Source organism: Mycobacterium pseudoshottsii JCM 15466 (genome assembly GCF_003584745.1).
Classification (GTDB): Bacteria; Actinomycetota; Actinomycetes; order Mycobacteriales; family Mycobacteriaceae; genus Mycobacterium; species Mycobacterium marinum.
This window is the reverse complement of record NZ_AP018410.1, coordinates 2609292-2633281: the sequence shown is the minus strand read 5'-3', so window position 1 is coordinate 2633281 and position 23990 is coordinate 2609292. Positions and strand designations below refer to the sequence as shown.

Genomic DNA, 23990 nt, shown 5'->3' with positions numbered 1-23990 from the left:
ACGTGCTGCGCCAGACCCACGAACTGCCGGGCTCGCCACATCGACTGACTGTGCTCAGCTTCGGTGCGGCGGGTACGGGCAGGAAAGCCTATTTGCAGGCCGGCCTGCATGCCGACGAGTTGCCCGGCATGCTGGTCTTGCGCATTCTGGCCGGGCATCTGGCCGAAGCGGAAGCTCGCGGCGCGGTCCATGGTGAAATCCTGCTGGTGCCGCAGGCAAACCCGATCGGCCTGACACAGACCGAAACCAGCTTCCTGTTCGGTCGGCTCGAAAGCGGCACCGGGGAAAACTTCAACCGGAACTATGCCGATCTGTCAGACCTTCCAAGCCTGTCGCTGGGACCGGACGCGGCGGCGAACGTCGAAACGATCCGGGCCGCGATGTCCGCGCGGCTTGCGGCGATCCCCCCGGATGGAGCCTTGGCGCAGCTGCGCCACAGATTGCTGACGCTCGCCCATGACGCCGACCTCGTGCTCGATCTTCACGCCGACAACGAGGCTGAGCCGCACATGTATGTCGGCCCGGCGCTATGGCCGGCGGCCAAGGACATCGCCGCCGCGATCGATGCGCGAGCAGTGCTTCTGGCAGAGGTGTCGGGCGGTCGCCCCTTCGATGAGGCCTGCGCCGGTCCGTGGTGGGCGCTGGCCGCGAACCATCCCGGTCTGCCCATTCCGCCGGCCTGCCTGGCCGCCACGCTGGAAATGGGCTGCAATGACGATGTCGATCCCGAACGTGCCGCCGATCAAGCCATGGCGCTGCTGCGCATGTTGGCCGGACGCGGCTTTGTCGATGGGCCGGGCGGGCAGCCGGCTTTGTCCTGCCGCGCCACGGCGTTGACGGCCATGGCGCAGCTGCGCTCGCCGGTCACGGGGCTCGTCGCCTATCGCCGCCGGCTGGGAGATCTGGTCCGCAAGGGCGATCTCGTCGCCACGGTGATCGATCCGCTTGGCGAGGAGACGGAATTGCGGGCCGAGACCGACGGGCGGCTCTTTGCTCGCCATAGCCAGCCTTATGCCTGGCCGGGACGGGTGATCGGCAAGATCGCGGGCGAGATTCCGCTGGAGGGTAGAAAGGGCAATTTACTTTCGGATTGATGCAGGTCGCGCGGAATGTGTCGCGGCAGCCCGATCCGGCGGGCCTTCACTTCCCGTGCGTCACTTCACTGTTCGTCGGAAGGCTGGCCGCTGCTGTTTCGGCTCGGCGGCACCTTCCCCGTTCAAAGCAGCACGGTGGCGTCGAAGCAGGTGTGGTCACCCGTGTGGCAGGCCCCACCCACCTGATCGACGGTGAGCAGCACCGTGTCACCGTCGCAGTCCAACCGCACGGAGTGCACATACTGGGTGTGTCCAGAGGTCGCTCCCTTGACCCACTGTTCGCCGCGAGATCGCGAATAGTAGGTTGCTTCACGGGTTTTCAAGGTCCGATCCAAAGCATCGTCATCCATCCAGGCGACCATCAACACGTCCCCGCTGCCACGCTCCTGGACCACGGCGGTGAACAATCCGTCGGCGTTGCGCTTCAGGCGGGCGGCGACGTTTGGGTCAAGAGTCATCGCACGGTGATCCCTTCTGCGGCCATCGCGGCCTTGACCTGGCCGATCGTCAGCTCCCGGAAGTGAAAGACACTGGCCGCCAATACCGCGTCAGCGCCGGCGGCAACAGCGGGAGCAAAATGGTCCACGTTCCCGGCGCCGCCGCTGGCGATCACCGGAACCGTGACCGCCGCGCGAACCGCGCGCAACATTGCCAGGTCGAATCCCGCCTTGGTGCCGTCAGCATCCATGGAATTCAACAAGATCTCCCCTACTCCAAGGTCGGCGCCGCGGGCGGCCCATTCCACGGCATCGATACCGGTGCCGCGGCGGCCGCCGTGAGTAGTGACCTCCCAGCCCGAAGGTGTCGGGGCTGAGCCAACCGGCACCTTGCGCGCATCCACGGACAACACGATGCATTGGGACCCGAATTGCGTTGCCATGTCGGCCAGCAGGTCAGGGCGAGCGATCGCGGCCGTGTTCACCGAAACCTTGTCGGCCCCCGCACGTAGCAATAGATCGACATCAGCCACGGTACGCACCCCGCCGCCAACCGTGAGCGGAATGAACACTTGCTCCGCGGTGTGGCGCACCACTTCCAACATGGTGGCCCTGCCCGACGACGACGCGGTGACGTCGAGAAAGGTAAGTTCGTCGGCTCCCTCGGCGTCATATGCGGCCGCAAGCTCCACAGGATCGCCCGCATCCCGCAGATTCTCGAAATTGACCCCCTTGACCACCCGTCCGGCGTCAACATCCAGGCACGGGATGACGCGCACCGCAAGGCCGGTATCCGTGTACATATCAGTAGTCCTCCGGGTCGCCTGTCTTACGCACGATCTCAAGGATCTCTTCGTGGACTCCCGGCGCCGCGGCCAGCACCGAACGCGAGGTTGGGGTCCACGGATCACCGGTCAAGGTCGTGACGGTGCCTCCCGCGGCCCGCACCTGCGCGACTCCCGCAGCATGATCCCAAACCTGACCACCGAAACTAATTGCACCGCCTAGGATCCCGTCGGCTACATAAACAAGGTCGATGCCGGTGGACCCATGGATACGCAACCGCGACGACACCCGGCTGAGGTTCTCCAGCACCGCAAGCCGATAACGCCCCGGAAAACGGCCCCGGGAGTCGGCGCTGAATGTGCCTACACCCATGAGGCTCTCCGACAACTTCGCGGGAGCCAGCGATGCCTGCGGGAGGCCATTTCTCAGCAACGGGCCACCTGCCACCGCGGTGTAGCGCTCGCCGATGAACGGTAACCAGGTCAGGCCGGCCACCGGTTCACCCTCGTGCAGCAGGCCCAGCAATATAGCGGCCATCGGCGAGCCGGCGGCATAGTTGAAAGTGCCGTCGACCGGGTCGAGCACCCAAACCCAGGGCGAATCCACATCGGTACCACCGAATTCTTCGCCGTGTACCCCGATTCCGGTAGCAGCTTCCAGCGCCGCAACGACTTGTCGCTCAATCGCGAGATCCACCTCTGTGGCAAAGTCGTTGCCCTTCTTGGGAACTGCCGAATCGGCACGGTGGCCGCCGAGGAACCTCGGCACCGCGGCATCCAAAATTGCCGACGCCTGCTCAACCAAGGTGACCAACCGTGCAGCCAAATCCATTGCGGTCTACTCCCGTACCGCGGTCAGCGCCTGCGGCAAGGTGAACCTTCCGGCGTAGAGCGCTTTACCCACGATGGCACCCTCGACCCCCTGGCCCGTCAGGGTTGCGATCGCACGTAAGTCATCCAGGCTGGAAACACCGCCGGATGCGATCACCGGCGCCTCGGTACGACCGGCCACACCTGCCAGCAGTTCGAGATTGGGGCCTGCCAACGTGCCATCTTTGGTCACGTCGGTGACGACGTAGCGTGAACATCCTTCGCTATCCAGGCGCTGCAGCACCTCCCACAGATCACCGCCGTCGGTTTCCCACCCCCGGCCGCGCAGTCGATGCTTGCCGTCCACGATTTGGACGTCGAGTCCGACCGCCACCTTCTCACCATGCTCGGCGATCATCCGGGCGCACCATTGTGGGTTTTCCAGCGCCGCGGTACCCAGGTTCACCCTGGCGCAACCGGTTGCCAGTGCCGCGGCCAGCGAGTCGTCGTCGCGAATACCCCCGGATAGCTCTACCGCAACGTCGAGTTTGCCCACCACCTCCGCGAGTAGTTCGCGGTTGCTCCCTCTGCCGAATGCGGCGTCGAGGTCGACCAGGTGAATCCACTCCGCGCCGTCGCGCTGCCAACCCAGCGCGGCATCCAGCGCCGAACCGTATTCCGTTTCACTGCCGGCCTTGCCTTGGACCAATCGCACGGCGCGACCCTCGACCACGTCGACAGCGGGCAACAATATCAATGGCACAGTCTCTTCCTTCACAAGTTTTCTACCCAGTTGCTCAGTACGGCCGCACCGGCGTCCCCGCTCTTCTCCGGGTGGGACTGGGTTGCGGCCAGCGGGCCATCCTCGACCGCGGCCAGGAAAGGTACCTGATGGGTGGCCCATGTCAATCGGGCTCCGGACGACCCTTCCCAGCGCTGCGCGGCATAGGAGTGCACGAAATAAAACCGGGCCTTGGGCTCCAGGCCTTTGAACAGCACACTGTCCGCGGGAGCGGTCACGACGTTCCAGCCCATGTGCGGGATCACCGGGGCGTCCAGCCGGGTAACGGCACCCGGCCACAGGCCACACCCCTGAGTTTCCACCCCGAACTCCACCCCGCGGGCGAACAGAATCTGCATGCCGACGCAGACTCCGAGCACCGGGCGCCCCGCGGCAACCCGCGCGGCGATGATGCGTTCACCGCCGATCTTGCGCAGACCGGTCATACAAGCCTCGAACGCGCCAACCCCCGGCACCACCAGTCCGTCCGCGGCCATCGCAGCCTTCTCGTCGGCGGTCACGACGGTGTCGGCACCAACCCGCTGCAAGGCGCGCTGCGCCGACCGCAGATTGCCGGAACCGTAGTCGAGCACGACCACCGATTTTGGCCACGGCGTGCCACTCATAGAACGCCTTTGGTGGACGGCACGCCCGATACCCGAGGATCCGGCTCGACGGCTTGGCGCAACGCCCGGGCAACAGCCTTGTACTGCGCTTCAGTGATGTGGTGTGGATCGCGACCGTAGAGCACCCGAACGTGCAGCGCGATCCGGGCATTCATGGCCAGCGACTCGAACACGTGCCGGTTGATCACGGTGTGGTAAGGCACCGAATTCCCGGCAATAGTGGTGTGCTGCAGGTGATCCGGCTCTCCGGTGTGCACACAGTACGGGCGCCCGGACACGTCCACCGCGGCGTGGGCCAGTGTCTCGTCCATCGGAATGAAGGCGTCTCCGAACCGCCGGATGCCTTTCTTGTCACCCAGGGCCTGCCCGAGCGCCTGGCCCAGCGCAATCGCGGTGTCCTCGACGGTGTGATGCGCCTCGATCTCAACATCGCCCTTGGTACGCACCGTCAGATCAAAGCTGGCGTGACTGCCCAGCGCCGTGAGCATGTGGTCGAAGAACGGCACACCGGTGTCGACGTCGACTTGTCCGGTGCCATCCAGATCCAGGTCGATGACGATGTCGGATTCGCGGGTGCGCCGCTCGATGCGCGCCCGACGGACGGCGGTGCCTGTTTCGGTGGCTGTCATGGTGCTCCTACGGGGCTTGCTGCAGCTGGGGCCAGGTCGGTGGCAGCAATCCGCGCACTCGCCCGCAGAAACGCATCGTTTTCGTCGGCCAGCCCGGTAGTTGCCCGCAAGTAGCCGGGTATCCCAACGTCACGGATCAAGACACCCTGGTCGAGGTATCGCTGCCAGGCGGCCGGGGCATCGGCGAATTCGCCGAACAACACAAAGTTGGCATCGCTTGGTATCACCCTAAAGCCCATGCCGGCCAACTTTTTTGACACACGCTCACGCTCGGCGATCAACGTCGCGACACTGCCCAGGGTGTCCTGGGCGTGCCGTAGCGCGGCTCGCGCTGCCACCTGAGTTACCGACGACAAGTGGTAAGGCAGCCTCACCAGTAGTAAGGCATCAATCAATGCCGGCGTAGCCACCGGGTAGCCGAGCCGCCCGCCGGCGAACGCGAACGCCTTGCTCATGGTGCGGGTGACGACCAGCCGGGTCGGGTACTCCTCGATCAATCCCACCGCGCTGGGCTGCGAGGAAAACTCGCCGTAGGCCTCGTCGACAATCAGAATGCCCGGGACCACGTCGAGCAGCCTGCGCAGTTCCGTCAGCGAAACGCTCTGTCCAGTGGGGTTGTTGGGACTGGTAATGAATACGACATCCGGTCTGCGGTCGGACACGACGGCGATGGCAGCGTCGATGTCAAGGCCAAAGCCATCGGCCCTGGCTGTCTCGACCCATTCCGTGTGAGTGCCGTCGGAGATGATCGGGTGCATCGAGTACGAGGGGACGAAACCGATGGCGGTGCGGCCCGGCCCGCCGAATGCCTGCAGAAGTTGCTGCAGAATCTCGTTGGAACCGTTTGCGGCCCAGACGTTCTCGAAGCCGATGCGGGTACCGGTCTGGGCGGTCAGGTAATTAGCGAGGTCGGTACGCAGGGCCACGGCGTCGCGGTCGGGATAACGGTGCAAGTCGACCGCCGCCTCCCCCACCGAACGCACCACATCGTCAACGAGCGCCTGAGTGGGCGGGTGCGGGTTCTCGTTGGTGTTCAGACGTACCGGAACCGCCAGTTGTGGCGCTCCGTAAGGCGATTTGCCACGCAGATCCTCACGCAAGGGCAGATCGTCCAGGGTGGGCCGTGGCCGGGGCGCGCTGGTCATCGTTCGAACCTCCGCCTTACCGCTTCCCCGTGCGCCGGCAGATCTTCGGCCTTGGCGAGGGTAAGCACATGCCCCGACACGTCTTTGAGAGCCGCCTCGGTGTAGTCGACAACGTGGATGCCACGCAGGAAGGTCTGCACCGACAGGCCGCTGGAATGCCGCGCAAATCCCGCGGTCGGCAACACATGGTTGGACCCCGCGCAGTAGTCACCGAGGCTCACCGGCGCCCACGACCCAACGAAGATGGCGCCAGCCGAACGTATCCTGCTGGCGACTTGTGGCGCGTCTGCGGTCTGGATCTCGAGGTGCTCAGCCGCATAGGCATTCACCACCTTGACGCCGGCATCGAGATCGTCGACCAAGATGATCGCCGACTGGCGACCCCCCAACGCGGTTGTCACTCGCTCGTGATGCACCGTCGTCGCCAACTGAGCAGCCAGTTCGGCATCGGTGGCATCGGCGAGGTGCTCACTCGAGGTAACCAGCACACTGGCAGCCATCTCATCGTGCTCGGCCTGACTGATCAGATCCGCGGCAACGTGTGCGGGGTCGGCTGTGTGGTCGGCCAGGATCGCGATTTCGGTCGGCCCCGCTTCGGCGTCAATGCCTACCTGCGAACGGCACAGCCGCTTTGCGGCCGTGACGTAGATGTTGCCCGGCCCGGTGATCATGTCGACCGGCGCCAACTCGTGACCGTCGACGTCGGTGCCGCCATAGGCCAGCAAGGCAACCGCCTGTGCCCCTCCGACCGCCCATACCTCGTCGACTCCCAACAGGCGGGCCGCGGCCAGAATGGTCGGATGCGGCAGCCCGCCATGGCTGGCCTGGGGCGGGCTGGCGACCACGAGCGAATCCACCCCCGCCGCCTGCGCGGGCACCACGTTCATCACCACACTGGACGGGTAGACCGCGTTGCCCCCCGGCACGTACAAACCGACTCGCTCGACGGGGATCCAACGCTCGGTCACGGTAGCTCCCGGGCCGAGCGTCGTGACGACATCGGTTCGGCGCTGATCGGCGTGCACCGCCCGGGTCCGCTCGATCATCACCTGCAGCGCGTCGCGAACGTCTGGGCTGAGCTCGTCCAGCGCCGCTGCCAGCGCGGCCTGGGGCACCCGGACGGCCGCGGGCCGCACCCCGTCGAACGACTCACAGAATTCCAGCGCGGCCTGCGCCCCGCGTTCGGCCACCGCCGCCACAATCGGCCGGACCTTCGGCAAGACCGCCTCCACGTCGGCTCCGCCACGCGGTAGAGCGGCCCGCAACCCGGCGGCAGTCAACTCTGCTCCCCGTAGGTCAACACGGGCCAACAGTGAACGCGGTGTACTCACGCCAACCATTGTCCCAGAGCAACTCAAGTCGAATTCCGACCGGTACAGTGCCGGTAGAGCCGCCCAGGTACGCACTTGCGAAAGGGAGCCAACATGTCGGCAAAGGACCACCCGAACAACGCTCCCGGCGTGCCGATGGTATTCCCGCCCTGGTTCGAGCGTTTCCAGATCAAATACATCAATCCCGCACTCAAACCCATTGCGCGCTACCTTCCGGGTACGGCCACTATCACCCACCAGGGCCGCAAATCCGGCAAACCGTACAAGACAATCGTGACGGTGTACCGCAAGGGCAATGTGTTGGCCATTGCGCTGGATCACGGAAAAACCGACTTGGTGAAAAACGTTCTGGCCGCGGGCGAAGCCGATGTTTTCTTTGCCCGCCGTCAGGTGCACATCGTCAATCCGCGAATTCTGCCGGCCGGCTCCCAAAGCGATGAGCTGCCGATGATGGCGCGTGTGCAATTGCGCCGCATCGGAGTATTCGTCGCGGATATCGCCTGAGGCCCGCACGCTGCCACAGCAACGGCAGCGTCGGCGCGCGGATGATCCCGTCAGCCAGGGCTCACATGTCCAAACCGATGTCGAGCACCCGCACCGAATGGGTCAGCGCACCGACTGCGAGGTAGTCCACACCTGTCGCCGCATAGGTCGCCGCGGTGTCAAGGCTGAGCCCGCCCGAGGACTCGAGCAAGACGGTGGGTGCTCGCGAATCCCGCCGCTGCACCGCCGTCTGGGTCTGCCAAACCGGGAAATTGTCCAGCAGGATCAGTTCGGGCTTCTCGGGCAGTACCTCGTCAAGCTGTTCGAGGGAGTCAACCTCGACTTCACAGGGCAGATCGGGCGCCGCAGCCCGCACGGCCCGCAATGCTTCAAGCACCGATCCGGCGGCGGCGACATGATTGTCTTTGATCAGCGCGGCATCGCCGAGACCGAGCCGGTGGTTGACTCCGCCGCCAACGCGAACCGCGTACTTCTGCAAGGCCCGTAGGCCGGGCAGGGTTTTGCGGGTGTCGCGAATCTTGGCCTTCGTTCCGTCCACCGCCTCTACCCAGGCTGCCGTTGCCGTCGCGATCCCCGACAAGTGGCAGACCAGGTTCAACATGGTGCGTTCGGCGGTCAGCAGACCTCGCGTTTGCGCCCGGATCGTCAGCACCGGCTCGCCGGTCTGCAACCGGGCGCCATCGTCGACACGGCCGAGCACCTGATAGCCGTCTTTACCGATGACCTCATCGAGCACCATCAGCGCGACGTCCACCCCGGCGATCACTCCGGCCTCCCGGGGAACCATTGACGCCGTCGCGGTCGCATCAGCCGGCACCGTCGCGATCGTGGTGACATCGGGCCCGTAGCGGAGGTCCTCGTCGAGGCCGCGCCGAATGGTCTCGCGCGCCGCGTCGCGTTCTTGATCGGTAAGCGTCATCAACCCACCGCCGCCAACGCCTCCACACAAACCGTGTCCTGGTCGCCAGCCAATCGGACCACGATGCCGCGTCCCTGCTCGGGCACCACGTCCGGGTACTCGGCGCGGTGGTGGCAACCGCGACTTTCGTTGCGCGCCAGGGCGCCAGCACCCACGACGCGGGCGGCGAGCGCCAGGGCCACGTCTTCGAAATCATTGCGGTCGGCAATGCCACGAGTCGGCCCGTCCAGCATCTCGGCCAGCCGGTGCAACCCCGCCGCATCGCGAACCACCGACGCGTCCCGACTCATCGCCCGCTGCAGGTCATCACGGCGGGGCGCGGTATGCGCAATCGGCTCGGGCATCGTCGCGTGCGCAAGCCCGGCGGCCGCCGCATGCGCGGCCGCGCCCTTGCCGGCCCGGCCACCGACCACCAGCCCTTCGAGCAAGCTGTTGGACGCCAGCCGGTTGGCGCCGTGCATGCCGGTGCGGGCCACCTCACCTGCCGCGAACAAGCCTGGCAGCTCGGTGTTTCCGTACACATCGGTAATGACGCCGCCGCAGCTGTAATGGGCTCCCGGGACCACCGGTATCGGCTGCCGAACGGGATCGATGCCAGCCGCCCGACACGATGCGGTGACGGTCGGGAACCGCGACTCGAAACCCTTGATGCTGCGCGCGTCCAGGTAGGCGCATGGATCTCCGTTGGCCTTCATCCGCGCGTCAATGGCCGCCGCCACCACATCACGAGGCGCCAAGCCTCCCAGCGGGTGAACACCGGCGGTAATCGACCGGCCCTGCCGGTCAAGCAATATCGCGCCTTCGCCGCGAATTGCCTCGGTGATCAGCGGACGACGGCCACCACTGCTCCCGTCGAACAGCATGGTCGGGTGGAATTGGATGAATTCGAGATCGCTGACCGTGACGCCGGCCCATAGCGCCAGCGCGATTCCGTCACCGGTGGCGCCATCGGGGTTGGTGGTCGCGCTGTACAACTGCCCCAGCCCACCGGTGGCCAAGATCACCGACGGCGCGCTGATGATGCCCACACCGTTCGGGTTGAGCACCAACACTCCCGTTACCGCGGTGTCGTCGTGCAGTATTCGCAACGCCACGTGGCTGGCGCGGATGTCCAGCAAACCAGCGGCTTGATCGAGTGCGCGCTGGACTTCGGCACCGGTCGCGTCGCCTCCGGCATGCACGATGCGCCGCCGCGAGTGCCCACCTTCACGCGTGAGAGCCCAACGACCGGTTGATGTTTCGTCGAACTTCGCACCATCGCCGACCAGGTCGGTCACCGCGCGGAACCCGTCAGCGACGATCGAGTACACGGCTTCGAGATCGCACAGCCCGGCACCCGCGGTCACGGTGTCGGCCACGTGCGCATCGACCGAATCGTCGCCACCCGGCAGTACCACCGCTATGCCGCCCTGCGCGTAGTGGGTTGCGGTGGCTCCAACGGTGTCGGCGGCCTTGTTGAGCAGGACGACGCTGCGGCCAGCACGATGAGCGGACAGTGCGGCGGCCAGACCGGCCACACCGGTGCCGATTACGACGACGTCGGCCGCATCCCGCCAAGTGGGACTCGTCCTCATTCGCCACCACCGGGCTGGCCGATTTCGATCATCCGCTGGACACTGAGCCGGCCCGCTGCCGCCACGTCGGGATCGACATGAACTTCGTCGGCCCCTTCGACCAGGCAACGCAGCAGGGCTGCGGGAGTGATCATCTTCATGTACTTGCATGACGCCCGGTCGTTAACCGCTTGGAAGTCGACCTGCGGTGCGGCCCGGCGCAGTTGATGGAGCATCCCGACCTCGGTGGCCACCAGCACCTTGCGCGCGCGGGTCTCGTGCGCCGCGTCGAGCATCCCGCCGGTGGACAGGATCTTTACCCGCTCCGCGGGGACGGCACCTTCTCCGGCCAGGTAGAGCGCAGAGGTGGCGCACCCACACTCGGGGTGCACAAAGAGTTCAGCATCGGGGTTGGCGCGAGCTTGCTCACTGAGTTCATCGCCGTTGATCCCAGCGTGCACATGACATTCACCGGCCCAGACGTGCAGGTTTTCGCGGCCGGTCTCGCGACGCACGTGGGCGCCCAGGAACTGGTCGGGGCAGAACAGCACCTCGCGGTCCGGATCGATAGACGCGACCACGTCGACGGCGTTCGACGAGGTGCAGCAAATGTCGGCGAGCGCTTTCACTTCCGCGGTGGTATTGACGTAAGAGACAACGACAGCACCCGGGTGCTCGGCTTTCCAGGCCCGCAATTCGTCGGGACTAATGGAGTCGGCCAATGAACAGCCGGCTCGTTGATCGGGAATCAATACCGTCTTGTTCGGGCTCAGGATTTTCGCGGTCTCGGCCATGAAGTGCACCCCGCAGAACACGATGGCGCCTTCGGGCACCTCGGCGGCGATGCGCGACAGCGCCAGCGAGTCCCCCACATGGTCGGCTACGTCTTGGATGGCCGGCAGCTGGTAGTTGTGCGCCAGGAGCATAGCTCCTCGTAACCGCGCCAACCGGCGAACTTCTGCGGCCCACTGTTGGTCACCGTCGACCCCGACGTAGCCCAGCGGCGAATCGCTGATGCGGTCGGTCATACCACTCACGTCACAAGCGAGCGTGTCCATGCGATTCAAGACCGTCACGGCAGCTCCTTTCACGCCCAGGAGGTTTTCGACTTACAATCGAAAACATGGCCAATAGTAACACCGCTCATGAAGTTCTGGCTGCGGTCTTTCAGGTTCGCCAGATCACAGCGGCATCTCGAGGGGGGAAACCGCAGCTTAACGTGCTGCTATGGCAACGTGCGCAAGATCCACAGAAAGGCGCCTGGTCACTACCTGGCAGGCGGCTGCGCAGCGACGAGGACTTGACCACCTCGGTGCGTCGCCAGCTCGCGGAGAAAGTTGACCTGCGCGAATTGTCCCACCTAGAGCAACTCGCGGTGTTCTCGGATCCGCACCGGGTGCCGGGCGACACCCGCGTCATCGCGTCGACATTCCTCGGCCTGGTCCCCTCCCCGGCCACCCCCGAGCTGCCGGCCGACACGCGCTGGCATCCGGTGAATGCACTGCCCCCGATGGCATTCGACCACGGCCCGATGGTGACCCACTCCCACGCTCGACTGGTGGCGAAAATGTCGTATACCAATATCGGATTTGCCTTGACACCTAAAGAATTCGCACTCTCCACGTTGCGCGACATCTACGGCGCGACACTGGGCTATCAGGTCGATACGACGAATCTGCAACGAGTCTTGGCCCGCCGAAAGGTGATCACCCAGACCGGCACCTTCGCGCAGTCCGGCCGCAGCGGCGGCCGCCCCGCAGCGATGTACAGGTTTACCGATTCCCAGCTCAGAGTCACCGACGAGTTCGCGGCGCTGCGCCCTCCAGGCTGAGGCCGGCCGGCTTGAGACCGCGATCAACCACCATTTTTTCGCCACCGCCAAATACCCGAGCCCGATTCCAAATACCCAGCCTGTAGTGGCATTTTGGCGGGCCCCAGGGTGCCGTTACGAAACAACCGACATTGCCGATCCAAGCCCGGTGCAAATTGTGACCGGGACCACGCCATGTCAATGTCAATTTCGCGGTTGAATCCTGTAGCTTGTATGAGACTACTAAGAGTTCGTTAAGAGATGCTGGCGCCGTTCGGCTGCCGGCACAGAACCGTAACTGGCTTACTGCGCTGCCATCCCATCTGGTTCGGGATGGATCGTGCGCGAGAATGCCGAAGGCCATGAAGGGAGCCTTAATGGTGAAGCTCGGCAGTCTGGCAGACGCGCGCGCCGCCGAATGGATCGGCCGGCCGCCGCATGAGGAACTGCAGCGCAAGGTACGTCCCCTGCTGCCGAGTGACGATCCGTTTTATGACCCGCCCGCCGGCTACCACCATGCCGAACCGGGTACCGTGCTGCGCTCGCGCGAGGTCGAGCTGGCGTTTCTGGGCTTGATCCCGCAGTCCATCACCGCCACTCAACTGCTGTACCGGACCACGGACATGTGCGGCAATCCCGAGGCCACCGTGACCACGGTGATTCTTCCCGCCGAAGTTGCGCCCGGACAGACCTACCCGCTGCTCTCCTACCAGTGCGCGATCGACGCCATGTCCTCGCGCTGCTTTCCCTCCTACGCGCTGCGCCGCGGAGCCAAAGCGATCGGCTCATTGACCCAGTTGGAGCTGCTGCTGATCACCGCCGCCGTTGCCGAGGGGTGGGCGGTCTCAGTACCTGACCACGAGGGTGTCCGGGGGCTTTGGGGAACGCCCTACGAGCCGGGCTACCGGGTCCTGGACGGTATCCGGGCGGCCCTGAGCGCCGAACGTCTGGCGCTGCCGCAATCGGCGCCGATCGGATTGTGGGGCTACTCGGGCGGGGGCCTGGCCAGCGCATGGGCTGCCGAAATGTGCGGCGAGTACGCGCCTGAGCTCAACATCGTCGGAGCCGTGCTGGGTTCGCCGGTCGGCGACCTGGGTAATACCTTCCGTCGGCTCAACGGAACCCTGCTTGCGGGCCTGCCCGCAATGGTGGTGGCCGCCCTCGGACACGTCTACCCGGGGCTGGACCGGGTGATCAAACAACATGCCAACGAAGATGGGATCGAGTTGCTCGAGCGGCTCGAGCAGATGACCACCGCCGAAGCGGTCATCCGGATGGCCAACAACGACTTGGGCCACTACCTGGACGAGCCGCTCGAAGATGTTCTGTCCACACCAGAAGTTGTGCACGTCTTCGACGACATCAAACTGGGCGCCGCCGTGCCGGCACCCCCGGTGTTGATCGTGCAGGCCGTCCACGACTATCTCATCTCCGTCGATGACATCGACACGCTGGCCGAGTCCTATTCGACGGGTGGTGCCAGGGTTACCTACCACCGGGATGCCTTCAACGAGCACATGATGTTGCACCCGCTGTCCGCCCCGATGACGCTGCGCTGGCTCACCGACCGATTCGCAGGCCTGCCGCTGACCGAACACGTCATTCGAACCACGTGGCCGACGATGTTCAACCCGATGACCTATGCGGGCATGGCACGATTGGCCGTCATCGCCGCCAAGATGATCACCGGACGCAAGATTCATCGCCGCCCGCTGTAAGGCCGCCCACCGTGGATTGTCCACTTTGAGCCGCACCGAAATCCGTTACGGCACGGGCGCTTCGGGGGCTTTTGCGGGTGCGGCCGGCCGGGGCTCGACCGGCGGGTAACCGCCCAGATCATCACGCACGGTTCCGGCCGCCATCAGTGCGTACACCAGTGACCCGACGGCCGCGGGCAACAACAGGGTGGCCGCTACCAAAGACGCGTGGCGGGCGAAAAACACCGGCGGCGCCTCGATCACGTATGTCAACGAGTGATCGCCGCTGGCCAGCGGCACCGTGTCGAAATCCAACGCGCCATAGCGCCAGTACACCAGCAACGCACCGACGGCGGTTGCCGCCGCCGCGGCGCCCACCAGCCCGGCCGCAAAGGCGGCCACCATCGCGGGCCCTCTGTGTTCACGCCACTGCCAGATCAGCACCGCCGCCACCACGGCCACCACACCCAACAGCCCGAGCATCAAGAACGGTGCGACAAAGAAATTCTCTGACTCGCTACCCAAGTAATCGTGCACACGCTCGCCCGTCCGGGTGACGGCGACCACGGCATGAACGGCCGGCGCCACCCAGGCCCAAAGTCCGCCAACCAAGAGGCCAACCGCGGTAAGACCGAGCATCACGGTGGTGATTGCGCGGGTTCGCGACGTTCGAGGGCCACCGGAATCCGGCAGCCCCACCGCGTCGACGGGCGGCTGCGGCTCGTGGGACGTGGTGGGAACAGCAGGCACCGATTCCTCGGTCACCGACGCGTCTCCAACTCCGAAGAGTCCACCTGCCCGTGCCGCGAGCATCGTGCCCACCAACCATCGGGACGAATCTGCACGATCATCCGCCGTCCGCATTCGGCACAGAACCGCGGCGGCTCCAGACCTAACTGGGCCGCTGTGGGCGTGGTCGTACCCGCCAGTTCGCCGGTGTAGACGTTGTAGACGCCGGCAGTGACCGGAGCACCGAGACTTCCCACCACAATGTCCTTGATTTCCTACAAACTTGCGTTGAGCGCCTTCAACGGCATCTGTAGGTCTTCCAACAGTTCCAGGTCAGCTTCGGCCGGACGGCCGAGCGTGGTCAGGTAGTTTCCGACGATCACCGCGTTGATGCCGCCCAGGATCCCACGCTTGGCGCCCAGGTCGCCGAGGGTGATCTCGCGGCCACCGGCAAAGCGCAGCATCGTGCGCGGTAGCGCCAATCGGAACGCACCAACCGCCTTGAGCGCTTCGCCGGCCGGCAGCACCTCGAGGTCACCGAAGGGGGTGCCGGGGCGGGGGTTGAGGAAGTTCAACGGGACCTCGTCGGGGTCCAGCTCGGCCAGGTTGGCGGCGAATTCGGCGCGCTGCTCCAGCGTCTCCCCCATACCGAGGATGCCGCCGCAGCACACCTCCATGCCGGCGTCGCGCACCATCGTGAGCGTCTGCCAGCGCTCCTCCCACGTGTGCGTCGTAACGACGTTGGTGAAGTACGAGCGAGCGGTCTCCAGGTTGTGGTTGTAGCGATGCACACCCATCGCCGCGAGCTGTTCCACCTGCTCGGCGGTCAGCATGCCCAGCGAGCAGGCGACGTTGATTTCGACTTCGTTTCGAATCGCCTCGATGCCCGCGGCGACCTGGGACAGCAGCCTGGCATCGGGACCGCGGACCGCCGCCACGATGCAAAATTCGGTAGCGCCGGACTTGGCCGTCTGCTTGGCCGCCTCGACCAGGCTGGGGATGTCCAACCAGGCGCTGCGTACCGGCGAGCTGAACAGGCCCGATTGCGAGCAGAAGTGGCAATCCTCCGGGCAGCCACCGGTCTTTAGGCTGATGATGCCCTCGACCTCGACCTCGGGGCCGCACCAGCGCATCCGGACGTCATGGGCCAGCACCAGCAGTTCTTCCAGGCGGTCCTCCGATAGCTGCAGGACCTGCAGGACCTGCTCCTGATTCAAGCCCTCCCCACGCTCCAGCACCTGCTGCCGCGCCACGGCCAGAATGTCTGGTTCGGTCACGCCATCCTGGCCGGCGTCATTGCTGGGTCGAGTAGCCGCCTGAGTCACCAAGTACTCCCCTGGTCTTCGTCAAAATCTGTGGTCTGGCCCGAGCCTGTCGAGCACAGAACTGCCAACTTAGGGTAGCCGTGCACGGCTGCACAAACCTGACGCGGTAGCCCACCGCGCGCTGTGCTGTGATTTCACCGTGCTGAGCACCGTCATGTGATCGGTTGCTCAGCGCGTTTGTTCCCGTCCCAGCGGCGCAGGCCGGCGAAACTGCCATTGATTTGTGCGGGGCGGCCGGCAATCCGCAATGCCCGCCCCAGCTGGGCCCCACCGACCCGCCGGGCCAGGGTGACATGGCCGGTCCAATGCCCGGGCAGGCTATTCGGCATCGGCGCCGGGTCCAGATAGGGCGCACACAACCGGTGTACCTCGGAGTGCAGTGCCAACAGCTCGACTGTTGGCACCACCAGGCGTGCGAAGACCACACTTGCCCGGCCGAACAAGACCGGCGCACCGATCGCACAACTCAGGGGAAGTGTTGCGGCAACCGGGCTCAGCAGCTCGTCCACCTCGGAGCTGATCCGATCGGCGACGGCCATTGTCACGTGCGGACGGCTCGCCGGCGCCTGGCTGGGGATCCCGGCACCGGCCAGCTCCTCCCAGATGCGGCGGACCGCGGCCTCGGTGTCGCGGTCAAAGACCAGCTCGATCGAATGCACCATCTCAACCGACCAACGTGGCTACCCATTCGCGGTCGAACGCGCCCGCACTCATGACCGCGAAGTCCGCAACGCTGAGCTGCGCGGCTCCGGCGGAAAGCACGGCCCGCATGGGAGCCAAGCGAGCCAGGGCGTCCCGATTCGAGGATTCCACCAATCCGGGATGCGCCGGCCAACTGCCGAGCACCAGACCGGCGCATGAAACCTTCTGCGCCGCAAGCGCTTCCAGGGTCAATGCAGTGTGATTGAGCGTGCCCAGTCCCGCGGCGACCACCACCAGCATGGCGGCACCCAGATCGACGGCGAGGTCCCGCAGCGTGCCGCCGGAGTCGGCGAGCTCGACGAGCAATCCGCCTGCACCTTCGACGAGCGTCAACCGGCCCGGACGGTCCAGACCCCGAATGTGCTGCACCAACTGATCGCGGCTGGGCAGCGGCTGCCCGGCCTGCTCCGCCGCCGCGACAGGCGCCATCGGCAACGGGTAACGCGCCAAGCCGACCAGCTCGGTTACCCCGGATAGCCGACCTATCTCGGCCAGATCGTCGTCGCCGTTGCCGGTGCCAGTCTGAACGGGTTTGCACACAACCACGTCGATACCCGCTTGGTTCGCCTGGGACGCCAGCGCCGCGGTGACGACCGTCTTGCCGACCCCGGTGCAGGTGCCGGTGACGCACAGGACGGTCAACGGCGTGCCGCGGCAGGGCCGAGAAGAACGTCGGTCAGCACCCGCCGGGCCAGCTCCATCTCGTCAGGACTCAACGACGCGCGCGCCGTCAGTCTCAGCCGTGATGCCCCGGCGGGCACCGTCGGGGGCCGGAAGCACCCCACCTTGACACCGGCGTCCAGACAGGCCGCCGCGGCGGCCAGCGCCACCTCCGGGTCGCCCAGCAACACGGACACCACCGCGGACTGCGGCGTCTCGGGCACGTCGCAGATGTCGGCGAGTTCACGGGCGTTCTGCAACACCGCGTCGGGCCGCCACTGCTCGGCCTTGAGCACACCCAGCGCGGCCCGCGCCGCGCCCACTGCGGCCGGCGCCAAACCGGTGTCGAAGATGAACGGCCGGGCCGCATCGATGAGGTGCGCACGCACCGCGGCCGGCCCCAGAACGGCACCGCCCTGGCTGCCGAGAGCTTTCGACAGCGTCGTGGTCAGCACCACATCGGGCGCACCCGCCAGCCCCAGCTCGTGCAACAGCCCGCGCCCGCCACCGCGAACGCCCAGTCCGTGCGCCTCGTCGATGACGAGCAGGGCCCGGTGCCGGCGGCAGGCGGCGAGCAACTCACGAAGCGGGGCCAAGGTGCCGTCGGCGCTGAACACCGAGTCGGTGATGACCATGGCCCGTTGCTCGTCGCGCGAGGCCAGCGCCGCGTCCACCGCAGCAACGTCGCGGTGCGGCGTCACGACCACCCGAGCGCGCGAAAGGCGGCAGGCGTCCACCAGGGACGCGTGCGAGTACGCATCGGAGACCAAAAGCGAACCCGGCCCGGACAGACCGACGACGGCTCCCAAGTTCGCCGTGTAGCCCGACGAAAACAACAGGCCCGCGGCAGCGCCGACGTATTCGGCGAGTTCGGCTTCCAACTGCTGGTGCAGCTCGGTGTCGCCGGTGACCAGGCGCGAACCGGTGGCGCCTGCGCCCCAGATGCGCAGTGCCTGGACACCGCCTTCAATCACGTCGGGGTGCTGGGACAGCCCCAGGTAATCGTTGGACGCAAGGTCCAACTCGGTACCGACGGGAGGACGCGGGCGCAGCGAGCGACGCAGCCCAGCATCGCGGCGCTGCCGTTCGACAGCGTCCAGCCAGGCCAGTGGCGACGTCTCAATCGGAATCTGTGTGGGGGCGCCCATGAGCCTTCAGCCTACGAGACGCGCGACCTCGACCATCGCGGAGCTGATCTGCGCGATCTCATCCGGGGCGCAGATGTATGGCGGCATCGCGTAGACCAGGTTGCGAAACGGACGCAGCCAGACACCGTGCTCTAGGGCAACTGGGGTGGCGACAGACAAATTGACCGGTCGGTCGCATTCGATCACGCCGATCGCGCCGCGTACCCGCACGTCGGTCACCCCTGGCAATGCCCGAGCGGGTTCGAGTCCGGTGGTCAAACCGGAAGCGATCCCGGCGACCGTGCCTCGCCAGTCCTGTTCGAGCAGCAGCTCGACGCTGGCCACCGACACCGCGCAGGCCAGCGGATTCGCCATGAAGGTCGGTCCGTGCATCAGCGCGCCGGCCGCACCGGCGCTGATGGTGTGCGCGATGTCCGTCGTGCACAACGTGGCGGCCAGACTGAGATAACCACCGGTGAGCGCCTTGCCGACGCACATGATGTCCGGGCTCACCCCGGCATGGTCGGCAGCGAAGAGTTCGCCGGTGCGGCCGAAGCCGGTGGCGATCTCGTCGAAGATCAAAAGCACCTCATGGCGCCGACAGAAATCTCGCAGGTCAGCCAGATAGCGCGGGTCGTGGAAGCGCATCCCGCCCGCTCCTTGCACCACCGGTTCGACGACGACGGCCGCCAATTCGGCGGCATGCTGTGCCAGTTGCGCTTCGAACGCCGCACTGTAGGCGGGGTCGTAATCGTGAGGCACGTGCGGCGCGAACACTTGCCGGGCCAGGATGTCGGTCCATAGCGAGTGCATCCCGCCCTCGGGGTCGCAGACGCTCATCGGCGTGAAAGTGTCGCCGTGGTAGCCGCCGCGCCAGGTCATCAGGCGGTGCTTTCCCGGCCGGCCACGACTGCGCCAATACTGCAACGCCATCTTCACCGCGACTTCTACCGCCACCGATCCGGAGTCGCTGAAAAAGACCGTTTCCAAACCGGCCGGGGTGATATCGACGAGCAGTTTGGCCAGCCTGGCCGCCGGTTCGTGGGTCAACCCACCGAACATGACGTGGCTCATCGTGCCCACCTGGGCGCTCACGGCCGCGTCCAGCACTGGGTGCCCATGCCCGTGGACCGAGGTCCACCAGGAGCTCATCGCGTCGAGCACCTCGATCGGCTGGCCGTCGTGGATCAAGGTCAGCCAGGCGCCGCGAGCCGAGACCACTACCAGGTTGGGTGCGGCCGTGGTGCCAATGGTGCTGTAGGGGTGCCACACGTTGGCGGCATCGATCGCACCGATTTGCTCGGGCGTCAAACCGCCCCTCGATGTGTCGGCGGCAGACATGGAATCCGAGGGTAACCGAGCCGAACGCGGCCGCACCTGGGCCCACGCGGCTGCGGGTCGCACAAAGCCCGGACATCGGGAAGCATGCATGACATGGCTTTGCCGAACCAGCACGACCACACGACCGGTTCAGATACCGACGCAACGCCGATCCCCGACCACACCGAGGATCGGCCACCGCAGATCCTCACGCTGCGCATTGCTCCACTGGATGTGATCCTCACGGTCGCGTTCTTGGGCGCGCTACTGGTTGTGGTGACCACGACCAGTTGGCCGTCGCAGCTATTCGCCTTCTCCCAGAACGTGTGCATTTCCGAGGACTGCCCCCCTGTGCCATTCGCCGTCAACTACTACATCTATCCGGTCATGTGGGGCGGCATCGGCGCGGCCGTGGCCGCAGCCGTGATCGGCCCGCTGGTTTCCATGGTGAAGGGCTGGTACATGTCCTTCTGGCCGATCATCGCCATCGCCGTCATCACGGTCACTTCGGTGATCGGGTACGCGCTGACCGGCTTCAGTGAAACCTACTGGCACTGACCGACACGGTTCCCCGAGCGCGGCCAGCAAGGCTGCTGAGACCGAAATCACAACCGCCGATAGGCCACTGACCAGCACAGTCACCGTCCGGTCACGTTAAGACAAAAAATGACCTGGGGACCTGGCGAGCGAACACATCCGTTGTCAAAGTGGCTGTAGTGACTGATGTGAATACAGCGACCTAACCGACTGGTTCACGTTTCCAACTGTCATGCAACGGCGTTAGGTCTCGACGTAGCGGCCATCGCGTGAGTCATGGAACAGCGGCGGACGCGCGAAGTCACCGCGCTGAGGCACAGGAGGCCCACCAGAGGGCCTGGGAGAGCCTAGGAGATTGGAATCCCGATGAAACGCATCTACGCCTTCGCGATCGGTTTGGTGATGATGGCGGCCCCGATGGCGGCCGCCCCGGGCATCGCGGCCGCCGACCCCAGTGTCCGGCCGGTGGACTACCAGCAGGCAACCGACGTCGTGGTCGCGCGCGGACTTTCGCAGCGCGGCGTGCCGTTCTCCTGGGCCGGCGGCGGTATCACGGGTCCGTCCCGCGGCAAGGGGACGGGCATCTACACCGTCGGATTCGACGCGTCGGGGTTGATCCAATACGCCTACGCCGGCGCTGGGATCAAGCTGCCGCGCTCCTCCGGTGAGATGTACAAAGTCGGCCAGAAGGTCCTGCCGCAGCAGGCCCGCAAGGCCGACCTGCTCTTCTACGGCCCCGAGGGCACCCAGAGCGTGGCGATGTACCTCGGAAACGGGCAGATGTTGGAGGTGGGCGACGTCGTGCAGGTCTCGCCGGTACGCACCACCGACATGATGCCTTACCTAGTCCGGATCATCGGCGCTTCGCAAGCGCCGTTGCAGCAGACACCGCTGCCGCAGACCCCGCTTCGACAGGCACCGCTGCAGCAGGTGCCGACTCAGCAGGCACCGCTGCAACAGGCACCCGCCCAACAGTTGCCGACTCAGCAGGCACCGCTGCAGGCACCGACCCGCCAGGCGCCGACCCAACAAGTCCCCCTGCAACAGCTGCCGACCCAGCAATCCCCAGTTCAGCAGGCACCGACACAGTTGGTGCCGCTGCAGCCGGCTCCGGCCACCACCGCGCGGTAACCGACCGTCAACCTGGGTAGTTCCCAACCCACGCCACCTGCATCTCTCGCTGACATCGCTGCTCAGCGAGGGAAGCAGGTGGCTTTTCGGTAAATTGTCAGTCGACCATGCAGACGCTGACACCGCCCACATCACCGACCGCCGCCGCGGCGCCGGTCGCTATGGGGACCCGAAAAACCGGTTTTTACCGCCATGATCTGGACGGTTTGCGCGGTATCGCGATCGCCCTCGTAGCCATATTCCACGTTTGGTTCGGCCGGGTTTCCGGCGGAGTGGACGTCTTCTTGGCGCTATCGGGGTTCTTTTTCGGCGGCAAGATTCTGCGCACCGCCCTGAATCCGAGTCTGAAGCTCTCACCGATAACTGAGCTGATCCGGCTGATCCGCCGGCTGCTGCCGGCCATGGTCGTGGCCCTAGCCGCCTGTGCGTTGCTCACCATCCTGGTTCAACCGCAGACCCGATGGGAAGCGTTCGCCGACCAGAGCCTGGCCAGTCTGGGCTACTACCAGAACTGGGAACTGGCCAACTCTGCCGCGGACTACCTGCGCGCCGGCGAAGCGGTCAGCCCGCTACAGCACATCTGGTCGATGTCGGTGCAGGGCCAGTTCTATCTGGCCTTCCTGCTTTTGATCACCGGGTGCACCTTTTTGTTCCGGCGTCTGCTCGGCACCCATCTGCGGACCATGTTCGTGGTGCTGCTCAGCGCGCTCACGATCGCGTCCTTTGTTTATGCGATCATCGCCCACCAGGCCTACCAGCCGACCGCGTACTACAACAGCTTTGCGCGGGCCTGGGAGCTGCTCCTGGGGGCGCTGGTGGGTGCGCTGGTGCCCTACATTCGCTGGCCGATGTGGCTGCGCACCATCGCGGCCACCGTGGGGTTGGCGATAGTCCTGTCGTGCGGCGCCCTGATCAACGGCGTCAAAGAATTTCCTGGCCCATGGGCGTTGGTACCAGTCGGCGCCGCGATGCTGATGATCATGGCTGGGGCCAACCGGCAGGCCCATCCGAGCACCCGCGACCGTCTTCCGCTACCCAATCGACTGCTGGCCGCCGGGCCACTGGTGACGCTCGGCGCGATGGCCTACTCGCTGTACCTATGGCACTGGCCGCTGCTGATCTTCTGGCTCTCCTACACCGGCCACCGGCACGCAAACTTCATCGAGGGTGCAGCGATACTGCTGGTATCGGGAGTACTGGCATTTCTGACCACTCGCCACGTCGAAGACCCATTGCGGTATCGCGCGCCGTCGGGCACCGCCGCCGCAGTCAAGACGCAAGCGATTCCCTGGCAGCTCCGGTTGCGCCGGCCGACCATCGCGATGGGGTCGGTCGTGGTGTTGCTGGGCGTCACCCTGACCGCTACGTCGTTCACCTGGCGAGAGCACGTGATCGTCGAACGCGCCTCCGGCAAAGAGCTCCGGGGACTCAGCGCCAACGACTATCCCGGAGCACGTGCCCTGACCGACCATGTCCGGGTGCCCAAACTGCGGATGCGCCCCACCGTGTTCGAAGCCAAAGGCGACTTTCCCGCTTCCACTCGAGACGGCTGCATCAGTGACTTCGTCAATCCGGCGCTGGTCAATTGCACCTACGGCGATGTGGACGCTTCCCGGACCATCGCGCTCGCCGGAGGTTCGCACGCCGAACATTGGCTTCCGGCACTGGATCTACTCGGGCGTCTGCATCACTTCAAGGTGGTGACGTACCTCAAGATGGGCTGCCCGCTGTCCACCGAAGAAGTCCCGCTGATCATGGGCAACAACGCCCCGTACCCGCAGTGCCGCGAGTGGGTGCAGAAGACGATGGAGAAACTGGTCACCGACCGTCCCGACTATGTGTTCACCACGTCGACACGGCCGTGGAACATCAAGCCGGGCGACGTCATGCCGGCCACCTACATCGGTATCTGGCAAACATTTGCCGACAACAACATTCCCGTCCTCGCGGTTCGGGACACCCCCTGGATGGTCAAGGACGGCCAGCCGTTCAAACCGGCGGACTGCCTGGCCAAGGGGGGCGATGCGCAGTCCTGCGGAATCAAGCGCTCTGAACTGCTGTCGGACTACAACACCACGTTGGATTTCGTAGACCGGTTCCCGAACCTCAAACCGATCGACATGTCAGACGCGATATGTCGGCCCGACTACTGTCGCGCGGTCGAGGGAAATGTGCTGATCTACCGTGACGCTCACCACATGACACCCACCTATGCCCGCACCATGACCCCCGAACTCGGGCGGCAGATCGCAGCAATCACCGGCTGGTGGTGAGATCCGCCCTCGCCTGTCCGGCCGCGCCGGCCCGACAGGGCGCCGGGCTTGTCAGCGCGAAATAC

General features: G+C 65.6%; 25 protein-coding genes. 7 read left to right on the top strand and 18 right to left on the bottom strand.

Going from position 1 to position 23990, the window contains the following annotated elements; genetic code table 11:
* Positions 1-2 precede the first annotated feature (2 nt).
* On the top strand, positions 3-1094 hold the full coding sequence (locus MPSD_RS12010) for a succinylglutamate desuccinylase/aspartoacylase family protein (protein ID WP_015355998.1): 1092 nt from the start codon (positions 3-5) through the stop codon (positions 1092-1094).
* 122 nt (positions 1095-1216) lie between these two features.
* Here the strand turns inward: MPSD_RS12010 and hisI are convergent, their stop codons facing one another.
* Genes hisI through hisD form a run of 8 tightly spaced genes read right to left on the bottom strand, consistent with a single transcriptional unit; the run spans position 1217 to position 7620 of the window.
* Entirely contained in the window at positions 1217-1552 is a 336-nt protein-coding gene (gene hisI, locus MPSD_RS12005) for a phosphoribosyl-AMP cyclohydrolase (protein WP_011739710.1), read from the bottom strand.
* A complete protein-coding gene (gene hisF / locus MPSD_RS12000; protein WP_015355999.1) occupies positions 1549-2334 on the bottom strand; it encodes an imidazole glycerol phosphate synthase subunit HisF in 786 nt (261 codons plus the stop codon). The genes hisI and hisF overlap by 4 nt, the downstream gene beginning before the upstream one ends.
* 1 nt (position 2335) lies before the next feature.
* A complete protein-coding gene (locus MPSD_RS11995; RefSeq protein WP_012394147.1) occupies positions 2336-3148 on the bottom strand; it encodes an inositol monophosphatase family protein in 813 nt (270 codons plus the stop codon).
* A 6-nt stretch (positions 3149-3154) separates the two neighbouring features.
* Entirely contained in the window at positions 3155-3889 is a 735-nt protein-coding gene (gene priA / locus MPSD_RS11990; protein WP_015356001.1) for a bifunctional 1-(5-phosphoribosyl)-5-((5-phosphoribosylamino)methylideneamino)imidazole-4-carboxamide isomerase/phosphoribosylanthranilate isomerase PriA, read from the bottom strand.
* Between the two features lie 11 nt (positions 3890-3900).
* Complete coding sequence (gene hisH / locus MPSD_RS11985; RefSeq protein WP_036426660.1) at positions 3901-4533, bottom strand: imidazole glycerol phosphate synthase subunit HisH; 633 nt, start codon at positions 4531-4533, stop codon at positions 3901-3903.
* A complete protein-coding gene (gene hisB, locus MPSD_RS11980; protein ID WP_011739705.1) occupies positions 4530-5162 on the bottom strand; it encodes an imidazoleglycerol-phosphate dehydratase HisB in 633 nt (210 codons plus the stop codon). The genes hisH and hisB overlap by 4 nt, the downstream gene beginning before the upstream one ends.
* Positions 5159-6307: a histidinol-phosphate transaminase gene (locus MPSD_RS11975; protein ID WP_086084701.1), complete on the bottom strand. Its 1149-nt coding sequence runs from the start codon at positions 6305-6307 to the stop codon at positions 5159-5161. The genes hisB and MPSD_RS11975 overlap by 4 nt, the downstream gene beginning before the upstream one ends.
* Entirely contained in the window at positions 6304-7620 is a 1317-nt protein-coding gene (gene hisD / locus MPSD_RS11970; protein WP_086084713.1) for a histidinol dehydrogenase, read from the bottom strand. The genes MPSD_RS11975 and hisD overlap by 4 nt, the downstream gene beginning before the upstream one ends.
* A 111-nt stretch (positions 7621-7731) precedes the next feature.
* Between hisD and MPSD_RS11965 the strand changes: the two genes are divergently transcribed.
* Positions 7732-8142 (top strand): nitroreductase family deazaflavin-dependent oxidoreductase, encoded by a 411-nt coding sequence (locus MPSD_RS11965; protein ID WP_086084714.1) that lies wholly within the window; start codon positions 7732-7734, stop codon positions 8140-8142.
* Positions 8143-8203: 61 nt separating this feature from the next.
* Here the strand turns inward: MPSD_RS11965 and nadC are convergent, their stop codons facing one another.
* The 3 genes from nadC to nadA are packed head-to-tail and all read right to left on the bottom strand — an operon-like array spanning position 8204 to position 11690.
* Positions 8204-9061 (bottom strand): carboxylating nicotinate-nucleotide diphosphorylase, encoded by an 858-nt coding sequence (nadC, locus tag MPSD_RS11960; protein WP_020787702.1) that lies wholly within the window; start codon positions 9059-9061, stop codon positions 8204-8206.
* Positions 9061-10635 carry an L-aspartate oxidase gene (locus MPSD_RS11955; protein ID WP_020787703.1) on the bottom strand — a complete coding sequence of 525 codons (1575 nt, stop codon included), beginning with the start codon at positions 10633-10635 and terminating at the stop codon, positions 9061-9063. Before MPSD_RS11955 ends, nadC begins: the two co-directional genes overlap by 1 nt.
* Positions 10632-11690: a quinolinate synthase NadA gene (gene nadA / locus MPSD_RS11950; protein ID WP_086084715.1), complete on the bottom strand. Its 1059-nt coding sequence runs from the start codon at positions 11688-11690 to the stop codon at positions 10632-10634. Before nadA ends, MPSD_RS11955 begins: the two co-directional genes overlap by 4 nt.
* A 47-nt stretch (positions 11691-11737) precedes the next feature.
* Between nadA and MPSD_RS11945 the strand changes: the two genes are divergently transcribed.
* Positions 11738-12445 (top strand): NUDIX hydrolase, encoded by a 708-nt coding sequence (locus tag MPSD_RS11945; protein WP_036426662.1) that lies wholly within the window; start codon positions 11738-11740, stop codon positions 12443-12445.
* A 356-nt stretch (positions 12446-12801) separates the two neighbouring features.
* The gene (locus tag MPSD_RS11940; protein WP_036426663.1) at positions 12802-14142 is read left to right on the top strand and encodes a lipase family protein; all 1341 of its coding nucleotides are present in this window, start codon (positions 12802-12804) and stop codon (positions 14140-14142) included.
* Positions 14143-14187: 45 nt separating this feature from the next.
* Here MPSD_RS11940 and MPSD_RS11935 read toward each other — a convergent pair whose 3' ends face one another.
* The 7 genes from MPSD_RS11935 to MPSD_RS11905 all read right to left on the bottom strand — a co-directional run bounded on the left by MPSD_RS11935 (position 14188) and on the right by MPSD_RS11905 (position 20005).
* Complete coding sequence (locus tag MPSD_RS11935) at positions 14188-14760, bottom strand: DUF2567 domain-containing protein (protein WP_231395692.1); 573 nt, start codon at positions 14758-14760, stop codon at positions 14188-14190.
* A gap of 122 nt (positions 14761-14882) precedes the next feature.
* Entirely contained in the window at positions 14883-15122 is a 240-nt protein-coding gene (bsaP, locus tag MPSD_RS11930) for a biotin synthase auxiliary protein BsaP (protein WP_085979814.1), read from the bottom strand.
* Positions 15123-15125: 3 nt separating this feature from the next.
* Positions 15126-16175: a biotin synthase BioB gene (bioB, locus tag MPSD_RS11925; RefSeq protein WP_015356010.1), complete on the bottom strand. Its 1050-nt coding sequence runs from the start codon at positions 16173-16175 to the stop codon at positions 15126-15128.
* 152 nt (positions 16176-16327) lie between these two features.
* Positions 16328-16837 carry a 2'-5' RNA ligase family protein gene (locus tag MPSD_RS11920; RefSeq protein ID WP_020787707.1) on the bottom strand — a complete coding sequence of 170 codons (510 nt, stop codon included), beginning with the start codon at positions 16835-16837 and terminating at the stop codon, positions 16328-16330.
* Position 16838: 1 nt separating this feature from the next.
* Complete coding sequence (gene bioD / locus MPSD_RS11915; RefSeq protein WP_011739692.1) at positions 16839-17519, bottom strand: dethiobiotin synthase; 681 nt, start codon at positions 17517-17519, stop codon at positions 16839-16841.
* A complete protein-coding gene (locus MPSD_RS11910) occupies positions 17516-18685 on the bottom strand; it encodes an 8-amino-7-oxononanoate synthase (RefSeq protein WP_020787708.1) in 1170 nt (389 codons plus the stop codon). The genes bioD and MPSD_RS11910 overlap by 4 nt, the downstream gene beginning before the upstream one ends.
* A 6-nt stretch (positions 18686-18691) precedes the next feature.
* Positions 18692-20005, bottom strand: coding sequence for an adenosylmethionine--8-amino-7-oxononanoate transaminase (locus tag MPSD_RS11905; protein ID WP_015356014.1), 1314 nt, complete (start codon positions 20003-20005; stop codon positions 18692-18694).
* A gap of 93 nt (positions 20006-20098) precedes the next feature.
* Here MPSD_RS11905 and MPSD_RS28565 point away from each other — a divergent pair, with 93 nt between their 5' ends.
* From MPSD_RS28565 to MPSD_RS11890, 3 genes are all read left to right on the top strand, one after another.
* Positions 20099-20542, top strand: coding sequence for a hypothetical protein (locus MPSD_RS28565; RefSeq protein ID WP_012394130.1), 444 nt, complete (start codon positions 20099-20101; stop codon positions 20540-20542).
* Positions 20543-20887: 345 nt separating this feature from the next.
* Positions 20888-21652 carry an NlpC/P60 family peptidoglycan-binding protein RipD gene (gene ripD, locus MPSD_RS11895; protein ID WP_015356015.1) on the top strand — a complete coding sequence of 255 codons (765 nt, stop codon included), beginning with the start codon at positions 20888-20890 and terminating at the stop codon, positions 21650-21652.
* A 107-nt stretch (positions 21653-21759) separates the two neighbouring features.
* The gene (locus MPSD_RS11890; protein WP_020787709.1) at positions 21760-23925 is read left to right on the top strand and encodes an acyltransferase family protein; all 2166 of its coding nucleotides are present in this window, start codon (positions 21760-21762) and stop codon (positions 23923-23925) included.
* Positions 23926-23990 lie beyond the last annotated feature (65 nt).

Coding starts and splice junctions, on each gene's coding strand:
- hisI (WP_011739710.1), bottom strand. CDS start 1,552: ATGACTCTTGACCCAAACGTCGCCGCCCGCCTGAAGCGCAACGCCGAC.
- hisF (WP_015355999.1), bottom strand. CDS start 2,334: ATGTACACGGATACCGGCCTTGCGGTGCGCGTCATCCCGTGCCTGGAT.
- MPSD_RS11995 (WP_012394147.1), bottom strand. CDS start 3,148: ATGGATTTGGCTGCACGGTTGGTCACCTTGGTTGAGCAGGCGTCGGCA.
- hisH (WP_036426660.1), bottom strand. CDS start 4,533: ATGAGTGGCACGCCGTGGCCAAAATCGGTGGTCGTGCTCGACTACGGT.
- hisB (WP_011739705.1), bottom strand. CDS start 5,162: ATGACAGCCACCGAAACAGGCACCGCCGTCCGTCGGGCGCGCATCGAG.
- MPSD_RS11975 (WP_086084701.1), bottom strand. CDS start 6,307: ATGACCAGCGCGCCCCGGCCACGGCCCACCCTGGACGATCTGCCCTTG.
- MPSD_RS11965 (WP_086084714.1), top strand. CDS start 7,732: ATGTCGGCAAAGGACCACCCGAACAACGCTCCCGGCGTGCCGATGGTA.
- nadC (WP_020787702.1), bottom strand. CDS start 9,061: ATGACGCTTACCGATCAAGAACGCGACGCGGCGCGCGAGACCATTCGG.
- MPSD_RS11955 (WP_020787703.1), bottom strand. CDS start 10,635: ATGAGGACGAGTCCCACTTGGCGGGATGCGGCCGACGTCGTCGTAATC.
- MPSD_RS11945 (WP_036426662.1), top strand. CDS start 11,738: ATGGCCAATAGTAACACCGCTCATGAAGTTCTGGCTGCGGTCTTTCAG.
- MPSD_RS11940 (WP_036426663.1), top strand. CDS start 12,802: ATGGTGAAGCTCGGCAGTCTGGCAGACGCGCGCGCCGCCGAATGGATC.
- MPSD_RS11935 (WP_231395692.1), bottom strand. CDS start 14,760: ATGCTCGGTCTTACCGCGGTTGGCCTCTTGGTTGGCGGACTTTGGGCC.
- MPSD_RS11920 (WP_020787707.1), bottom strand. CDS start 16,837: ATGGTGCATTCGATCGAGCTGGTCTTTGACCGCGACACCGAGGCCGCG.
- MPSD_RS11910 (WP_020787708.1), bottom strand. CDS start 18,685: ATGGGCGCCCCCACACAGATTCCGATTGAGACGTCGCCACTGGCCTGG.
- MPSD_RS11905 (WP_015356014.1), bottom strand. CDS start 20,005: ATGTCTGCCGCCGACACATCGAGGGGCGGTTTGACGCCCGAGCAAATC.
- MPSD_RS28565 (WP_012394130.1), top strand. CDS start 20,099: ATGGCTTTGCCGAACCAGCACGACCACACGACCGGTTCAGATACCGAC.
- ripD (WP_015356015.1), top strand. CDS start 20,888: ATGAAACGCATCTACGCCTTCGCGATCGGTTTGGTGATGATGGCGGCC.
- MPSD_RS11890 (WP_020787709.1), top strand. CDS start 21,760: ATGCAGACGCTGACACCGCCCACATCACCGACCGCCGCCGCGGCGCCG.